Below are 14,607 nucleotides of genomic sequence, written 5' to 3'. Positions count from 1 at the left end.
TAGGCCCCCATTCCCTACCGAGTGCCGCCGAATGCCGCGGCCTCGTTGTCGTCCGTCTGCTGGTAGCTCGTCGCGGCGTTCTGAACGTTCCCGTTCAACTGTCCGAGCAGGCCCCGGAGGTCGTTGAGGACGCGCTCGACCTGGTTCCGCTTGGCGATGTGAGCCTGGTAGAGGAGCTCCGCCTCCTGGAACTGGCTGCCTCCCACGTGGCCGCGTCCGAGCACGTCGAGACGGCAGATCGTGTCGGTGATCGGCTCCATGTCAGCGAGCAGTCCATCGATCTTGGTGATGAACTCTTCCAGGTCCTCGACTGCTACGTCGAATCCGTCCGCGGCCACGCCACAGCCCCCCTGTGTCTCCTCAACGGTGTCCTCGCCGCTGCCGCATCCTCGTCCCGTGGCGACAGCTCTCCAGCATGGCAACACTTTACGCCGCGGGGTGATGGGCCCCAACGGAGCATCAGTATCAGGTCTGGAACATTCGGTAGGACCATCCTCCCACGGAACCCGGACATGCCGGTGGCCCCGTCCGCAACGGAACGGGGCCACCACGCGGTGCCGCTGGACTGCCTTTCGAGGCTCGCCTGATGAGCTGCCGATCGTCTAACGGGGTGCCGGCTCGACGAAGTCCTGCCCCTTCGCGTCGGCCGGCGCCTCACCCTCCCCGGTGCCGGTCTCCCCGGCGTCCCCGGTCTCCCCGTCGGCCCCGGCATCAGCCGTGTCGCCGACGTCGCCCGTGCCGGCATCCCCTTCGCCACCACCGGCCTCACCGGACCCACCGGACCCACCGGCTCCGACGGTCATCACCACCTGGCTGCTGGGCGGGGAGATCGCGCCGTCCGGGCTGATCTGCACCGCGTACAGCTGGTGGTCGCCGGCCGGGGTCCCGGCGGGGGGCGTGCACCTCCAGGTGCCGTCGGCGGCGACGGGGGCGCGGCACACCTCGGTGCCGCCGGCCTCGTGGACCGTCACGGTCGCCCCGGGCAGCCCGGTGCCGGACAGGTTGGGGAGCGCGGCCGTGGGCGAGGCGTCGCCCGCGTGGCTCGGCACGTCGATCGTGGGAGCGGCGACCCGCACCACGACGTCCTCCAGCAGGTGGTCCTCCACCTCGCCGGAGTCGGCCCGACCGGTCGGCGCGCCGGTCTGCTCGGCCGAGTAGCCGATGCGCAGCCGGGACCAGACGTCACCCGAGGCCGCGTCGTTGGGCACGGTCCAGGTCAGTTCGGCGGAGTCGGCGCCGGCCGGCACCTCGGCGGTGGCGCGCTCCTCCTCGGCGAAGCTCTCGTCGCCGTTCCAGTCGATCCAGCCGGCCAGGGTGGTTTCGCCGGAGCCACCGGTGACCGGCACGGTCATGGTGTAGGGCTCGCCGATCACGGCCTCCTCCGCGTAGCGCACGGCGGCGTCGTTGACGTCGTCCTCCTCGCGCTCCGCGGCGGCGTCACCGGGGCTGGCCGCGCCGCCCGCGCCGCCGGAGCCGGAGCCGGTACCCGTGCCGGTGGTGGTGGCCGTGTCGTTCTCCGGGACCGCGCTCACCGTGGTGGCCCGGTCGGCGGTGGCGTCGGCGCCCAGGTAGACGTCGGAGATCACCGCCGAGGCGTCGCCGTAGCCGGCGGGCGCGTTGCCGAGGTCCTCGTCCACCGAGACCGCGACCTGGTGCCGCAGCGAGACTTCCGCGGTGGTTCCGATGCCCTGGCGCAGCAGCACTGCGTCCACCTGGAAGGTGGCGGAGGTGAGGGTGCCGCCCAGTTCCACGGTGCCGCAGAAGTAGGAGGGGTCGCGCGGTGTGGAGGCGGTGGCCGGGTCGGCGGACGGTGCGGCCGCGCAGCGATCGGCCGAGTCGTAGCCCGAGGTGCTGGTGCCGGGTGCGATCGCCTGGTCGGTGACGGTGTACCCGGCGCCGCCCGACACCAGGCGCAGCGTCGGTGTGTCGGGGTCGCCGCCGGTGAGGGTCAGGCGCGGCGCGACCAGCTTGCTGCCCTGGTCGTGGGACCAGGCGACGCCGCTGTACAGGTGGAGCCGGGGGTCGCGGACGGGGCGGGAGAACTCCAGGGTCTGGCTGCCGAGTCGCCGCCACTCGTCGTAGGTGCTGGAGTCGTCGAGCTCCCATCGGGCGGTGTGGGCGGGGGCGCCGGTCATGTCGACCGGGTCGAGCAGGCCCTGGGTGTCCTCGGGCAGCACGCCGTCCGGCTGGAGGTAGAGGCTGCTGGTGTCGGGGCCGCGGGATTCGGTGAAGGTGACGCGCAGTCCGGAGGGAAGGGCGGCGGTACCGGCGTCCCACTCCGTGGCGCGCTGGTAGGCGTCGGCCGAGGTGCCGACCACGAACGCGCCGGCCCCTGCGAGTGCCATGCCGCTGAGGGTGATCAGGACGCCGGCCCGGCCGCGGAGGCCGGGACGGCCGGGCCGTCGGTGTCGGCGGCCAGCGGAGGGGCGGGCGGGTGGTGGGCGGTGGCCTGCGCTGCGTGGGCCCATCGGGTTCTCCTGCGGGTCGCGCTCGGTGGGGGCGGGGCTGTGGTGCGCGGTGCGCCGATGGCGCCGCGCACCCCAGCCCCCCGAGCGTGGCCCGGGCGTCGGCCCGGCGCCGGGCCGGACACTCGTCGTATCACCGGATCAGCCGATGAACATCCCCTGGTTGTACCCGCAGGGCGGTTCCGCCGGAGCGAACCGCCGCCCACCCCCGCCCGCCGCCGGGCGGTGCCTCAGGAGGCGTCCGGCATCGGTACTCCGGCCCGGAGGAAGCCGTAGGTGTAGGCGTCCTCCAGCGCGGCCCAGGAGGCGGCGATCACGTTGCTGCCGACGCCGACGGTGTTCCACTCCCCGTTGCCGTCGCTGGTCTCCACCAGCACCCGGGTCACCGACTCGGTGCCGCGCCGGTTCTCCAGGATGCGCACCTTGTAGTCGGTGAGCTGGAGCTGCGCGAGCTGCGGGTAGATGCGCTCCAGGCCGATGCGCAGCGCCTGGTCCAGCGCGTGCACGGGGCCGTTGCCCTCCCCGGTGGCGACGATGCGCTCGCCCTTGGCCCACAGCTTGATGGTGGCCTCGTTCACCTCGACCGGTCCGCCCTCGCCCTCCCGGTGCTCGGTGATGGCGCGCCAGGACTCCAGGGTGAAGTAGCGTTCCCGGCGGCCCCGCACCTCGTCGCGCAGCAGCAGTTCGAAGGAGGCGTCGGCGGCCTCGTAGGTGTAGCCGGTCTTCTCGCGTTCCTTGACCCGGGCGACGATCCGCCCGACCAGCTCCCGGTCACCGGACAGGTCGTACCCGAGCTCCTTGCCCTTGAGCTCCACCGAGGCGCGGCCGGCCATGTCGGAGACCAGCATGCGCATGCTGTTGCCGACCAGCTCGGGGTCGATGTGCTGGTACAGGTCGGGGTCGACCTTGATGGCGGAGGCGTGCAGGCCGCCCTTGTGGGCGAAGGCGGAGACGCCCACGTACGGCTGGTGGGTGGAGGGCGCCAGGTTGACCACCTCGGCGATGGCGTGCGAGACCCGGGTGCTCTCCCGCAGGTTCCCGGCGGGCAGCACGGGCCGGTCGAGCTTGAGCTCGAGCGCTGCCACCACCGGGAACAGGTTGGCGTTGCCGACGCGCTCGCCGTAGCCGTTGGCGGTGCACTGCACGTGGGTGGCCCCGGCCTGCACGGCGGCGAGCGTGTTGGCGATGGCGCAGCCGGTGTCGTCCTGGGCGTGGATGCCGAGCCGGGCGCCGGTGGTCTCGCGGACGTCGGCGACGATCTCGGCGACCTGCGCGGGCAGCATCCCGCCGTTGGTGTCGCAGAGCACCACGACGTCCGCGCCCGCCTCGGAGGCGGCGCGCACGACGGACAGCGCGTAGTCCCGGTTGGCCCGGTAGCCGTCGAAGAAGTGCTCGCAGTCCACGAAGACGCGCCGGCCGAGCCCGCGCAGGTGGGCGACGGTGTCCCGCACCATCGCCAGGTTCTCCTCCAGGGTGGTGCGCAGGGCCAGCTCCACGTGCCGGTCGTGCGACTTGGCGACCAGCGTGACGACCGGCGCCCCGGACTCCACCAGCCCGGCGACCTGCGGGTCCTCGGCCGCGGTGGTGCCGGCGCGGCGGGTGGAGCCGAAGGCGACGAGCTGGGCGTGGCGCAGGTCGAGTTCGCGGGCGGCGCGGCTGAAGAACTCGGTGTCACGGGGGTTGGCGCCGGGCCAGCCGCCCTCGATGAAGCCGACGCCGTACTCGTCCAGCAGGCGGGCGATGGTCAGCTTGTCGGCGACCGAGAGGTTGATGCCCTCCCGCTGGGCGCCGTCGCGCAGCGTGGTGTCGAACACGTGGAAGGAGTCGTCGGGTCCGCCGATCGGCGCTGCCTGGGGATCGACGTGCTCCGAGCTGGAGTTGGTGCCCTCGGCCATCGTGGTCTTCTCCTGTCCGGATTCCTGATTCTCTCCGGCACCACTGTCCCGCTCCCCCGCGGTGGCGTTCGCCTCCGACTGCCCGCCCGGGTGAGGCGGAAACCAGCCATGATGCGAAAAAGACCCCTCGCGGGTGCGAGAGGTCTGCGCGCGGGTCTGGGACACGGTGTCGCCCGCGGGGAGTGGGTGCCCGGGGGCGGTCACTGCGGACCGGCGCGCCTGCTGCCAATAATCATCAGCTGCGGCATACGGCCCATCCTTACACATCCCCGCGCCGGAGACAGAGCCGGTCTCACCCTGCGGTCCCCCACCACGGCGCCGGCCCGCGTGGAGCCCCCAGGCAACCGTGGCGCTCTCCGCGTTCGTTCGATTACGATCGATCACCGTGCTCGCGCGGCGTCACGGGGCGCCACGCTGCGCGCCAGGGAGTGGAATGTCTCGATTACAGGACGTCATGCGGGGCGGCGAGCCGACGCCGCCCTCCGGCGGCGAGGGGGCGACCGGGGACGCGTCGCCCGGTGGCAGCGACATCATCGCCGCGATGCGCGGCAACGGCGACGGCTCCCGTCCGGACGGCGACGTCGCCACCGTGCTGCGCGCCCTCGACGACGGCGGTGCACCGAGCGCATCCGAGACCATCACGGTCGCACCGTGGGTGCTGGAGAGCTGCCGCCAGGCCTCGGCGGAGATCGAGGGAGCCTTCAGGGCCGCCGCCGGAAAGGCCGAGGCCGAGACGGAGACCGCCAGCGCCGAGTTGGCCGGCTGGGCGAGCGGAGGAGCCCTCACCACGGTCGCCGAACGCTGGTCGGAGAAGGTGAACCACCTCTACGCGACCCTGGTTCGGGTCAGTGACAACTTCGCCAGCACCCAGGGTCAGTACTTCGCCGTCGACCAGGGGATCGCCGACGGCATGACTCCGGGCGTGGGGGGATGAGCCGATGACGACCTACGCCCACCTCAAGGAGCTCGACGTCGCGAGGATCACGGACGCCGCCACCAAGTGGGCGGAGACCGCGCAGGCGTTGGAGGAGCTGGACACCGTGATGACCGAGAGGGTCGTCACGCCACTCACCCAGGACGGATGGAGCGGGACCGCCCACGGCTACGCCCACGAAATGATCAGTCGGCAGAACGAGCAGCTCACTGCCGCCGCGACGGAGGCGCGTGCCATCGGGGACTCCCTGGAACACCTCGCCGGGAGGTTGGGGGCCTGCCAGAGCCGGCTGCGCGAGATCGAGGAGGAGATCTCGGCGGCGGACTACATCCAGCTCCACAGCGACGGCTCCATCAGCTGGGAAGTCGACGACACGGTGCGTCGCAACGACCCGGATCTGTACCAGAGCACCATCACGGAGACCCAGCGGAGGGCGGAGGAGTTCCACGAGCGGCTGACCGCCCTGCTGAGCGAGGCCGCCGACTACGACGAGGAGGTCGCGTCGGCGCTGCGGGCCCACGTCGAGGAGCGCACCCTGGATTTCAACGGCCAGGCGGTCGGGGACATGATCGCGCTCCAGGAGGCCGAGATGGTGGCCGCCTGGATCCAGCAGGGCTACGACATCAGCCCGGAGGCGTTCACCGCGATGAACGAGTGGCTGGCCAGGAACGGGCGCGATCCGGTGTTCGCGACAGCACTGATGAACGAGCTCGGACCGGACGGGCTGATGGAGTACTACACGCAGATGAGCCTCGGGGCGACGCTCCAGGACGGGGACGAGACCTACCTGCGCAACATGGCGAACCTCCAGGAGAACCTGGGCGTGGCGCTCGCCGTCGCGACCCACGGTGACAGCGGCCCCCGGGTGGCCGACGCCTGGGTGAACCAGCTGATGGAGGCCGGGGACGACCGGTTCCCGGGCGGACGCAACTCCCCGCTGGGGTTCCAGGTGCTGGCCAACCTGATGCGGACGGGCGAGTACGACCCGGCGTTCGTCCAGACCGTGGGCAACCGGATGGTCGAGTTCGAGAACGGCGACCCGGGTGTCTGGGAGGACGGCAGGGCCAACTGGTCCGGCCACGACGACTACATCCAGATGAACTTCATCGGGGAGGAGTCGTCGGCGGGGCGGAACACCGCGGACTGGGGCTACGACCCGATGACCGGCCTGATGCACGCGCTGGCGCATTCGCCGGAGGCGTCCACTGGGTTCTTCACGGATACCGAGCCCACGGACAATCTGGCGTACTTCCTCCAACAGCGGCAGTGGCCCTCCGACGGAGCACCGGACGCCCCTGTGCCGGTGGACGGGACCGCGGGACAGGACGCATTCGCCCACGCGCTGCGCGTCGGAGCCACTGGATACGAAGTCCCCTCCACCGATCCGGACGCCCCGCCGCCGATGCGGACCCCCGAGATGGCGGCTCTCTTCGAGCGCACGATCGGCCTGACCAGCGATCCGGCTTCCGTCAACGTCACCGCGAACATGATGGACAGCTTCGGAGAGCTGGGCGCGGCCTACGTCGACGACCTGAACTTCGCCATCAACGGCGAACAGACCATGGAGGGTAGCTATTACGGAAGTGAGGCGTCCCGGCAGTCTGCTCATGCGACACCCGGTCAGGATGCCGCACTGAACTTCATCAGCATGCTGGGCACGCATCCGGACTCACATGCCACCATGAACATGGCCCAGCAGATGTACACCTCCTCTCTAGTGCAACAAATGGTGCCCGGATTCGACGCCAGCACCCCTCTCGACCAGGCTCCCCTCGTGTCGGCGGTGACCACGAATGGCACCGTCCAGGGACTCCTCGCCGCTTCCATGGCGGAGCAGGCTGGCAGCGACGCTGCAGCGGCGGCTGAGGAGGCGAACCAGAGTCTCGCCCAGCGGACCTCCTGGGTCTCGGCGGGCGCGAGTGTGGCGGTGGGTATCGGAGCGGCCGCCGTACCCGGCGGGCCGCTGGTCACCGGAATCGTCGTCCCGGTGGCGGCCGGCGCGACGAACCAGGTCGTTTCCGACCTCGTCGGACGCATCACCGAAGCGCACGTACGGAATCCGCTTCAGGAGAGCGAAGCGGCGAGCAGAGCCGCTTACGAGAACTCGTTCTGGGATCCCATGACTCCGGTCGAGCACGCCTTGGACACGTCCCTGCGTGACGGAAACCTGGCGCCCGGCGAGACGGCGGACAACCTGCGTATCACGTTGTCCGACGCCGCGCGGTCCGGCTACGTCATCGGCACCGAGTCCCACGAGAACGAAGCGGCGTGGCCGCCGGTATAGGAGGCTCGACCATGGCACCGAACACGGGACGGCGGCGCAGGGTTCGACACGCCCTCGTCGCGTTCGCAGCGCTTTCTCTCTGTTCGTGCAGCTCCGGCCAGAATCAGGAAGCCGCACCGCTTCCGCACTGCTGGGGAATGCCGGGTGACCGCATGCGCGATTATCTGCTTCCGGTTGCCGGAGAGATCGATCCGGAGACATTTCACGCCGGCGCAGAGAACGTCGAGGAGATCACTTCTCGGGTCGACTGCCGCTTCGATTCGACGGAGGGAGCCGTCGTCGAGTTCCTTGCGGAGCCCTTGGCGGAGCCCGCCATCGAGACGGAACCGTGGTTCCCGCTGCTGCTCCACGGACAGACTCGGACCGCCTACGAAGCGCCCGGCAACGGTCACTGGGCCTTCGCCCAGACGCTGCACGAAGGAGACCCGAACGGCATCGGTCCCGAACCGGACGGAACAGAGGTCCTCGCGTCCGTCACCTTCGACTGCCCTGCCGGCCGCCTGGCCTACACCCAGCTCAGGATTCGCTTCCCCGACACCCGTCCGCCCACCGCGGAGATGGCCCAGGCAACGATGGACCTGCTGACCGAGATGGCCGGGAGGGCGGCACTGGAGCTGGGCTGTGAGGAGGACGCGAACCTGTCGGCGCTCCCGGTGGCCCTGACAGAGGTCCAGGTCACTCCCACCGGGGTGAAGCTGGAGTGAGGCCCCGTTCCGTGCGGGCGGGCCTGCCCGCCCGCACGGAACGGGAGAGGGCTGCTCAGGAGGCCGTGGGAGTGGTCGGGGGGACCAGGCGGTGCATCCAGGCGTGGGTGTCCTCGGCGCGGCCGGTCTGGATGTCGGTGAGGGCGCGGCGCAGGCGCATGGTGATGTCGCCGGCGGTGCCGTCGCCGACGGTCCAGGAGGCGGCGGCGGACTTGACGGAGCCGACCGGGGTGATGACGGCGGCGGTGCCGCAGGCGAAGACCTCGGTGAGGGTGCCGTCGGCGTTGCCGCGCTGCCACTCCTCGACGCTGATCCGGCGCTCCTCGGTGCGGTAGCCGAGGTCCCGGGCGACCTGGAGGAGGGAGTCGCGGGTGACGCCGGCGAGCAGGGAGCCGGAGAGCTCGGGGGTGACGATGGTCGGGGTGGGGTCGCCGTCGGTGCCGCCGCCGTAGACGAAGTACAGGTTCATGCCGCCCATCTCCTCGATCCAGCGGCGCTCCTTGGCGTCGAGCCAGACGACCTGGTCGCAGCCCTGCTCGGCGGCCTGGGCCTGGGCGACCAGGGAGGCGGCGTAGTTGCCGGCGAACTTGGCGGCGCCGGTGCCGCCGGGGGCGGCGCGCACGTACTCCTTGGAGAGCCAGACGGAGACGGGCTGGACGCCGCCGGAGAAGTAGGCGCCGGCGGGGGAGGCGATGAGGAGGAAGAGGTACTCGGCGGCGGGGCGGACGCCGAGGCCGTTCTCCATGGCGAACATGAAGGGCCGCAGGTAGAGGCTCTCCTCCTCGCGGGTGGGCACCCACTCCCGGTCGGTCTCGACGAGCGCCTCGATGGCCGCCAGGAAGGTTTCCTCGGGCAGTTCGGGCATGGCCAGGCGGCGGGCGGAGGCCTGGAAGCGGCGGGCGTTGGCCCACGGCCGGAAGGTGGCGATGCTGCCGTCCGCCCAGCGGTAGGCCTTGAGGCCCTCGAAGATGGCCTGCCCGTAGTGCAGGGTCATGTTCGCCGGGTCGATGGAGAGCGGCTGGTAGGGGACGAGCTCCGCGGAGTGCCAGCCGCGGCCGGCGCTCCAGCGGATGGAGACCATGTGGTCGGTGAAGACGCGGCCGAATCCGGGGTCGGCCATCAGTGCGGCGCGGCGCGCGGCGGGCAGCGGCTCCGACGTGGGCTTGCGGTCGATGTGGAGGTCCGCCGTAAGGGCGGGCTCTGCGGGGGTGGGAGTGGTCATCGCTGCGTTGTCCTTCACCGTTGGTCGTGTCGGGCCGTTCGCGGCCCGGTCCGGTCCGCTCCTGGTTCGGAACGGATCGGGCCAGACCGGGACATCGGCCCATGGGTCGATGGTCGCACCCGACGCCGGCGCCCGACAGACGTGGAGCGCGGCCGTTCGCCGCGCCCCCGGGAAGGATTCGAACCCCCGCCGGGCGCCGTGTCGGTCGCGCCGGAGGGGGTTCGAGGGGGACGGGGGCGGGTGGGTCCGCCCCCGTCGGGGTCTCGTGCTGCCCTGGTGCCGGCGCTCAGCCGGCTACTCGCTCGGCCAGGGCGTCGCCGATCTGGCTGGTGGTGCGGGGGCCGGCGGCGGAGCGCTGGGCGATGTCCGCGGCGACCGCGTCGTGGATCCGGGTGGCCTGCTCGGCGAGGCCGAGGTGCTCCAGCAGCAGGGCGACGGAGAGCACGGCGGCGGTCGGGTCGGCCTTGCCCGTGCCGGCGATGTCCGGGGCGGAGCCGTGGACCGGCTCGAACATGGACGGGAAGTCGCCCGAGGGGTTGATGTTGCCGCTGGCGGCCAGGCCGATGCCGCCGGAGATGGCGGCCGCGAGGTCGGTCAGGATGTCGCCGAAGAGGTTGTCGGTGACGATGACGTCGAAGCGCGCCGGGTTGGTGACCATGAAGATGGTGGCGGCGTCGACGTGCAGGTAGTCGGTGGTGACCTCGGGGTACTCCTGGCCGACCCGGTCGAAGATGTTCTTCCACAGGTGGCCGGCGTGCACCAGCACGTTGTTCTTGTGCACCAGGGTGAGGTGCTTGCGCGGGCGTGCCTGGGCGCGGCGGTAGGCGTCGCGGACGACCCGCTCGATGCCGAAGGCGGTGTTCAGGCTGACCTCGGTGGCCACCTCGTGCGGGGTGCCCGTGCGCAGCGAGCCGCCGTTGCCGACGTACGGGCCCTCGGTGCCCTCGCGGACGACGACGAAGTCGATGTCGCCGGGAGCGGCCAGCGGCGAGGCCACGCCCGGGTACAGGCGGGAGGGCCGCAGGTTGACGTGGTGGTCGAAGGCGAAGCGGAGCTTCAGCAGCAGACCGCGCTCGAGCACGCCGGAGGGGACGGTCGGGTCGCCGATGGCGCCGAGCAGGATGGCGTCGGCCTGGCGCAGTTCCTCCAGGACGGAGTCGGGCAGCGTCTCGCCGGTGCGGTGCCAGCGGCCCGCGCCGAGGTCGTAGTCGACGGTGTCCAGCTTGGTGTCGGCGGGGAGCGCGGCGTTCAGGGCCTTCAGGCCCTCCGCGGTCACCTCCCGGCCGATGCCGTCACCGGGGATCACTGCGAGGCGGAGAGTGCGCGACATGGCGGCACCCTACTCCTTGTCCCGCCAGCTGACACGGGCCGTCCGCCATACGGACGATGGGTATGGCGGACGGCCCGTCTCCGGCGGGGTGCGGGGCCGCTCAGTCGGTGAGGTTGACCGAGCGGGCGAAGGTGGCGCCGATCTCCGCGGCGATCTCGGAGAGCACGGCCGGCGGGATCTCGCTGTCCACGGTGAGCGCGATCAGCGCCTCGCCGCCGCGGTCGGCGCGGGCCACCTGCATGCCGGCGATGTTCACCTGGGCGTCGCCGAGCAGCCGGCCGAGGGTGCCGACCACGCCGGGGCGGTCCACGTAGCGCAGGAAGGCCATGTGCTCGGTGAGCGGGAGGTCCATGTCGAAGCCGGAGACGCCGACCAGCTTCTGCTGGTGCTTGGGCCCGGCCAGGGTGCCGGAGACGGAGACCTCCTGGCCGCCGGCGAGCGTGCCGGAGACGGTGATCACGTTGCGGTGCTCGTTGCTCTCCGAGCTGGTGGTCAGCCGGATCTCGATACCGCGCTCCTGGGCGATGGGCGCCGCGTTGACGTAGGAGACCGAGCCCTCCACGACGTCCTCGAAGACGCCCTTGAGCGCGGACAGCTCCAGCACCTTGACGTCGTGCTGGGTGATCTCGCCGGCCACGACGACGTCGAGGCGGAGCGCGACCTCGCCGGCCAGCGCGGTGAAGATGCGGCCCAGCTTCTCGGCCAGCGGCAGGCCGGGACGGACGTCCTCGGCGATCACGCCGCCCTGCACGTTGACCGCGTCCGGCACCAGCTCGCCGGCGAGCGCGAGCCGTACCGAGCGGGCGACGGCGATGCCGGCCTTCTCCTGGGCCTCGCCGGTGCTGGCGCCGAGGTGCGGGGTGACCACCACGGAGTCGAACTCGAACAGCGGGGAGTCGGTACACGGCTCGGAGGCGAAGACGTCCAGGCCGGCGCCGGCGACCCGGCCCTCCTTCAGCGCGCTGGCCAGGGCCACCTCGTCGACGATGCCGCCGCGCGCGGCGTTGATGATCCGCACCGAGGGCTTGACCTTGTGCAGCGCCTCGTCGCCGATCAGGCCGACGGTCTCCGGGGTCTTGGGGAGGTGGACGGTGATGAAGTCCGCCTCGGCGAGCAGGTCGTCCAGCGACAGCAGCTTGACGCCCATCTGCGCGGCGCGGGCCGGCTGCACGTAGGGGTCGTAGGCGACGATCTTCATGCCGAACGCCGACATTCGCTGGGCGACCAGCACGCCGATGCGGCCCAGACCGACCACGCCGAGGGTCTTCTCGGTGAGTTCGACACCGGTGAACTTGCTCCGCTTCCACTCCCCCGCCTTCAGCGAGGCGTTGGCCTGCGGGATGTTGCGCGCGGTGGCGATGATCAGTCCGCAGGCCAGTTCGGCGGCGGAGACGATGTTCGAGGTGGGGGCGTTGACCACCATGACGCCCGCCTTGGTGGCGGCGGGGACGTCCACGTTGTCCAGGCCGACCCCCGCACGGGCCACGACCTTGAGCTTGCCGGCCGCCGCGATGGCCTCGGCGTCGACCTTGGTGGCGCTGCGCACCAGGATGGCGTCGACGTCGGCGATGGCCGACAGGAGTTCGGCGCGGTCCGCGCCGTTCGCGTGGCGGATCTCGAAGTCCGGCCCCAGCGCGTCGACTGTGGCGGGCGAGAGTTCTTCGGCGATGAGAACGACGGGCTTGCTCACGGCTGTTGTCCTTCGCGGTGTCGCGGAAGTTCGCGGATGGTGAGGGTTGCCGCGTGGGAGACGCACGACGCTGTGGGCCTGACGCGCACGCGGCCGAGTCTAGCCATAACGGAAAGCGGCTGTGTGGGCAGTCACATCACAGACGTGTCTACGGAGGTTTGCGGGGTCATCTCGGGCGGTAGGAACTGCCTTTTCCCGTGCGGCGGTTGGGACGACGCGGCGGGACGCGCCCGGATGGTGCGACAAGCCGACGATCGGGGCGCCCCGCCGGCCGATACGGCGGCGCCCCGCCGCGTCGGGCCGACGGTTGGGGCGGCCGTGGCGCGGCGGGGCGCTCGCTGGGGAAGGGGCCCGGCGGGTTACGCCGAAGGGCTCACGCCTCCTCGTCCACCCAGCTCATCAGCTTGCGCAGCTTCTTGCCGGTGGTCTCCAGCAGGTGCTCGGAGTCGGCCTTCTTGTACTCGTTGTACTTCGGCAGGCCGGCGTTGTACTCGGCCATCCAGTTGTTGGCGAAGGTGCCGTCCTGGATCTCGGCGAGCACCTTCTTCATCTCCGCCTTGGTGGCGTCGGTGACGATGCGCGGGCCGGTGACGTAGTCGCCCCACTCGGCGGTCTCGGAGACGGACCAGCGCATCTTCTCCAGGCCGCCCTCGTACATCAGGTCGACGATGAGCTTCAGCTCGTGCAGGCACTCGAAGTAGGCGATCTCCGGCTGGTAGCCGGCCTCCACCAGGGTCTCGAAGCCGGCCTTGACCAGGGCCGAGGCGCCGCCGCAGAGCACGGCCTGCTCGCCGAACAGGTCGGTCTCGGTCTCCTCGGTGAAGGTGGTCTTGATGACGCCGGCGCGGGTGCCGCCGATGCCCTTGGAGTAGGACAGGGCCAGCTCGAACGCCTTGCCGGTGGCGTCCTGCTCGACGGCCACGATGCACGGCACGCCGCGGCCCTCCTCGTACTGGCGGCGCACCAGGTGGCCCGGGCCCTTGGGGGCGACCATGCACACGTCGACGCCCGCCGGCGGCTTGATGAAGCCGAAGCGGATGTTGAAGCCGTGGCCGAAGAACAGCGCGTCGCCGTCCTTGAGGTTCTCCCGCACGGCCTCCTCGTAGACCTTGCCCTGGATCGGGTCCGGCACCAGGATCATGATCACGTCGGCCTCGGCCGCCGCCTCGGCCGGGGTGACGACGCGCAGGCCGGCCTCCTCCGCCTTGGCGCGGCTCTTGGAGCCCTCCGGCAGGCCGACGCGCACGTCGACGCCGGAGTCGCGCAGGGACAGGGCGTGCGCGTGCCCCTGGCTGCCGTAGCCGAGCACCGCCACCTTGCGGTTCTGGATGATGGACAGGTCGGCGTCGTCGTCGTAGAACAGCTCAGCCACGTCAGGCTTCTCCTTGCTTGGGATGGCCGCCGACCCGCCCTGCGGTCGGGTCCCGGCGTATCTGGGGTGATCGTACGGCCTCGCCGGTGGCGGGAGGGGCCGTGGTGGGCCCGCGGCGGCGAGCGCCGCGGGCCCGAGGACGGTGCCGGGGCGTGGCCCGGGTCAGGCGCTGCGGTCCAGGGCGCGCAGCGAGCGGTCGGTGATCGAGCGCGCGCCGCGGCCGATGGCCACCATGCCGGACTGGACGAGTTCCTTCACCCCGAACGGCTCCAGCATGCGCAGCATGGCGTCGAGCTTGTCGGAGCTGCCGGTCGCCTCGATGGTGACGGCGTCGGGCGAGACGTCGACGGTCTTGGCGCGGAACAGCCGGACGATCTCGCTCACCTGCGAGCGGGTCTCGTTGTCCGCCCGGACCTTCACCAGGACGAGCTCGCGCTGGACCGCGGCCGCCGGGTCGAGCTCGACGATCTTGAGCACGTTCACCAGCTTGTTGAGCTGCTTGGTGACCTGCTCCAGCGGCAGCGACTCGACGTTGACCACGATGGTCATCCGGGAGATGTCCGGGTGCTCGGTGGGGCCGACGGCGAGGGAGTCGATGTTGAAGCCGCGGCGGGAGAACAGCGCGGCGATGCGGGCGAGGACGCCGGGCTTGTTCTCGACCAGGACGGAGAGGGTGTGCTTGGTCATGGGGGACGGGCCTTCCGGGGCGGC

General features: G+C 71.3%; 11 protein-coding genes. 3 read left to right on the top strand and 8 right to left on the bottom strand.

Annotated features, from left to right (window positions below):
* Window positions 1-14: 14 nt before the first annotated feature.
* The 3 genes from FHU37_RS17640 to cimA form a co-directional block, all read right to left on the bottom strand.
* On the bottom strand, window positions 15-338 hold the full coding sequence (locus FHU37_RS17640; RefSeq protein WP_179815126.1) for a DUF2563 family protein: 324 nt from the start codon (window positions 336-338) through the stop codon (window positions 15-17).
* Between the two features lie 264 nt (window positions 339-602).
* The gene (locus FHU37_RS29055; protein WP_179815125.1) at window positions 603-2,345 is read right to left on the bottom strand and encodes a GEVED domain-containing protein; all 1,743 of its coding nucleotides are present in this window, start codon (window positions 2,343-2,345) and stop codon (window positions 603-605) included.
* 350 nt (window positions 2,346-2,695) lie between these two features.
* Window positions 2,696-4,360: a citramalate synthase gene (gene cimA / locus FHU37_RS17630; protein WP_179815124.1), complete on the bottom strand. Its 1,665-nt coding sequence runs from the start codon at window positions 4,358-4,360 to the stop codon at window positions 2,696-2,698.
* Between the two features lie 433 nt (window positions 4,361-4,793).
* Here cimA and FHU37_RS17625 point away from each other — a divergent pair, with 433 nt between their 5' ends.
* From FHU37_RS17625 to FHU37_RS17615, 3 genes are read left to right on the top strand one after another with little or no spacing between them, the layout of a single operon-like run.
* Window positions 4,794-5,294, top strand: coding sequence for a hypothetical protein (locus FHU37_RS17625; RefSeq protein ID WP_179815123.1), 501 nt, complete (start codon window positions 4,794-4,796; stop codon window positions 5,292-5,294).
* 4 nt (window positions 5,295-5,298) lie between these two features.
* Window positions 5,299-7,578: a DUF6571 family protein gene (locus tag FHU37_RS17620; protein ID WP_179815122.1), complete on the top strand. Its 2,280-nt coding sequence runs from the start codon at window positions 5,299-5,301 to the stop codon at window positions 7,576-7,578.
* An 11-nt stretch (window positions 7,579-7,589) separates the two neighbouring features.
* On the top strand, window positions 7,590-8,282 hold the full coding sequence (locus FHU37_RS17615) for a hypothetical protein (protein ID WP_179815121.1): 693 nt from the start codon (window positions 7,590-7,592) through the stop codon (window positions 8,280-8,282).
* A gap of 55 nt (window positions 8,283-8,337) precedes the next feature.
* Here the strand turns inward: FHU37_RS17615 and FHU37_RS17610 are convergent, their stop codons facing one another.
* The 5 genes from FHU37_RS17610 to ilvN form a co-directional block, all read right to left on the bottom strand.
* Window positions 8,338-9,504 (bottom strand): branched-chain amino acid aminotransferase, encoded by a 1,167-nt coding sequence (locus tag FHU37_RS17610; protein ID WP_179815120.1) that lies wholly within the window; start codon window positions 9,502-9,504, stop codon window positions 8,338-8,340.
* 286 nt (window positions 9,505-9,790) lie between these two features.
* Entirely contained in the window at window positions 9,791-10,834 is a 1,044-nt protein-coding gene (locus FHU37_RS17605) for a 3-isopropylmalate dehydrogenase (protein WP_179815119.1), read from the bottom strand.
* Between the two features lie 100 nt (window positions 10,835-10,934).
* Window positions 10,935-12,524, bottom strand: coding sequence for a phosphoglycerate dehydrogenase (gene serA / locus FHU37_RS17600; RefSeq protein ID WP_179815118.1), 1,590 nt, complete (start codon window positions 12,522-12,524; stop codon window positions 10,935-10,937).
* 373 nt (window positions 12,525-12,897) lie between these two features.
* The gene (gene ilvC, locus FHU37_RS17595) at window positions 12,898-13,896 is read right to left on the bottom strand and encodes a ketol-acid reductoisomerase (RefSeq protein ID WP_179815117.1); all 999 of its coding nucleotides are present in this window, start codon (window positions 13,894-13,896) and stop codon (window positions 12,898-12,900) included.
* Between the two features lie 162 nt (window positions 13,897-14,058).
* The gene (gene ilvN, locus FHU37_RS17590) at window positions 14,059-14,583 is read right to left on the bottom strand and encodes an acetolactate synthase small subunit (RefSeq protein ID WP_179815116.1); all 525 of its coding nucleotides are present in this window, start codon (window positions 14,581-14,583) and stop codon (window positions 14,059-14,061) included.
* Window positions 14,584-14,607 lie beyond the last annotated feature (24 nt).

Origin of the sequence: Allostreptomyces psammosilenae (assembly GCF_013407765.1) — a bacterium.
Lineage (GTDB): Bacteria > Actinomycetota > Actinomycetes > Streptomycetales > Streptomycetaceae > Allostreptomyces > Allostreptomyces psammosilenae.
This window is presented reverse-complemented; position numbering and strand designations above follow the sequence as displayed.

Bases quoted from the DNA above. Each gene is read 5' to 3' on its own strand.
- ilvN (WP_179815116.1), bottom strand. From the start codon at position 14,583: ATGACCAAGCACACCCTCTCCGTCCTGGTCGAGAACAAGCCCGGCGTC.
- FHU37_RS17620 (WP_179815122.1), top strand. From the start codon at position 5,299: ATGACGACCTACGCCCACCTCAAGGAGCTCGACGTCGCGAGGATCACG.
- FHU37_RS29055 (WP_179815125.1), bottom strand. From the start codon at position 2,345: ATGGCACTCGCAGGGGCCGGCGCGTTCGTGGTCGGCACCTCGGCCGAC.
- FHU37_RS17625 (WP_179815123.1), top strand. From the start codon at position 4,794: ATGTCTCGATTACAGGACGTCATGCGGGGCGGCGAGCCGACGCCGCCC.
- FHU37_RS17615 (WP_179815121.1), top strand. From the start codon at position 7,590: ATGGCACCGAACACGGGACGGCGGCGCAGGGTTCGACACGCCCTCGTC.
- FHU37_RS17610 (WP_179815120.1), bottom strand. From the start codon at position 9,504: ATGACCACTCCCACCCCCGCAGAGCCCGCCCTTACGGCGGACCTCCAC.
- cimA (WP_179815124.1), bottom strand. From the start codon at position 4,360: ATGGCCGAGGGCACCAACTCCAGCTCGGAGCACGTCGATCCCCAGGCA.
- FHU37_RS17605 (WP_179815119.1), bottom strand. From the start codon at position 10,834: ATGTCGCGCACTCTCCGCCTCGCAGTGATCCCCGGTGACGGCATCGGC.